This is a genomic window from Hyalangium versicolor, from assembly GCF_020103695.1.
In the GTDB taxonomy this organism is placed as follows: Bacteria; Myxococcota; Myxococcia; order Myxococcales; family Myxococcaceae; genus Hyalangium; species Hyalangium versicolor.
The window spans coordinates 1-1,076 of the sequence record NZ_JAHXBF010000085.1; the positions used below are offsets into that span (position 1 = coordinate 1).

Here is a 1,076-nt window from a genome sequence, read left to right on the forward strand (position 1 = left end):
AGGGAATGAGCCTGAGCACCCCCTACGAGGGCGCCTCCCTGGAGATCTGCGCGGAGCTCGGGCAGAGCCTCACAGGGACAGGAACCCTCCGGGTTTGGACCTGGTACCCCTGGAACCGCTCCGACGTGAGCACCTCCAAGGCGCTCGACGTGTCCGTTGCGGAGGCCTTCACCACCAACGCCTGCAGCTACACGACGCTAGGTGATGGAGGCGTGGCAAGTGGAGTGGGCGCTGGCGATGGTGGAACGAACCTCCGCTACCCCTGCCGCTGCATCCACTGGTGGGACTGGAAGGTGGGTGGCTACAGCTCCCGCCGCATCGCCGTCGAGGCTGTTGACGTCGGCGTGAGCGGCGGCACCCAGTTGGAGGTTCGCCTCGTGGGGCTGGAGACTCTGCGATGAGCCGCTCACGCACACTGGTCCCTGCGCTTTTGGTGGCTCTCTCGAGCCTGGCCCATGCCCAGTTTGTTGCGCCCGCTCGTGCCACCTCGAGCTCGGCGCCCACAGGCCTCCCGACGTACTTGGGCGCGACGACCGGGCCGATGACGTTCTACGTCTCGACGTCGGGCAACGACAGTTTCGAGTGCACCAGCTGGGCACGTGCCTGCGCGACGATCCAGAGCGCGGTGGACCGGGTGCCCAAGCGTTTGCGGCACCCCGTCACGATCAACGTGAGCACCGGCACCTTCGCCGCCGGGGCCTGGCTCTCTGGCTTCCTCCCAGACACGCCCGCCGACGCCTCACAGGGATCCTACCTCATCGTCTCAGGGAGTCTGACACCCGCGACGTTGGCGAGCGGCAGCGCAACCGGAACCCTGACTGCGGTGTCCGTCGGGAGCGGGGCCACCTGGACCACCCTCACAGACTCAGGCCAGTCGTGGAGCGCCGGGGCCCTGCGCGGCAAGTTCATCGAGATCACCTCCGGCGCTGGGGCAGGCATCGTCAAGCCAATCTCTGACAACACCGCGACAGTCCTCACCCTCCCCGGCGTCGTCACCGGCCAGGCGCCCACTGTCGGCGCCTCGTATGCAATCCGGGAGGTCGGGACGACGATCAACGGCATGCTGTCCATGGCCC

Annotated in this window: 2 protein-coding genes; both read left to right on the plus strand. The window is 67.7% G+C overall.

Annotated features, from left to right (window positions below; translation table 11 throughout):
• The coding region (locus KY501_RS54665; protein WP_224373251.1) for a hypothetical protein at positions 1-401 on the plus strand (401 nt) is incomplete at its 5' end.
• A gap of 140 nt (positions 402-541) precedes the next feature.
• Positions 542-1,076, plus strand: a 535-nt coding sequence (locus tag KY501_RS54670) for a hypothetical protein (protein ID WP_224373253.1), incomplete at its 3' end; no start/stop codon positions are given.